1 protein-coding gene is annotated in these 390 nt (G+C 35.4%); it reads left to right on the top strand.

Annotated elements, in window-relative coordinates:
* Window positions 1–390: AMP-binding protein (locus A6F49_RS15200; RefSeq protein WP_043056566.1), on the top strand; the 390-nt coding region annotated here is incomplete at both ends.

Raw genomic sequence — 390 nt, 5'->3', positions numbered from 1 at the left:
GACGTAGAACAAGCATTTTCTTGGAGTGAAACTGGAAAAATGAACATGGCATATGAATGCATAGATCGCCATGTAGATCAAGGATTAGGGGATAAAATAGCGTTAAATTACAAAGATGAGCACAGAAAAGAATCGTATACTTATAAAGATATGCAACGGTTATCTAATAAAGCAGCGAATGTTTTGTCTGAACATGCAGAAGTTGACAAAGGTGACAGAGTATTTATATTTATGTCGCGTACACCTGAACTATATTTTGCGTTGTTAGGTGTTTTAAAAATTGGTGCAATTGTTGGGCCGTTATTTGAAGCATTTATGGAAAAGGCAGTTGCGGATAGATTAGAGAACAGTGAAGCTAAAGTGTTAATTACTAATAAGGCATTGTTACCT

This window comes from Enteractinococcus helveticum (assembly GCF_001657475.1).
Taxonomy (GTDB): Bacteria; Actinomycetota; Actinomycetes; order Actinomycetales; family Micrococcaceae; genus Yaniella; species Yaniella helvetica.
This window is presented reverse-complemented; position numbering and strand designations above follow the sequence as displayed.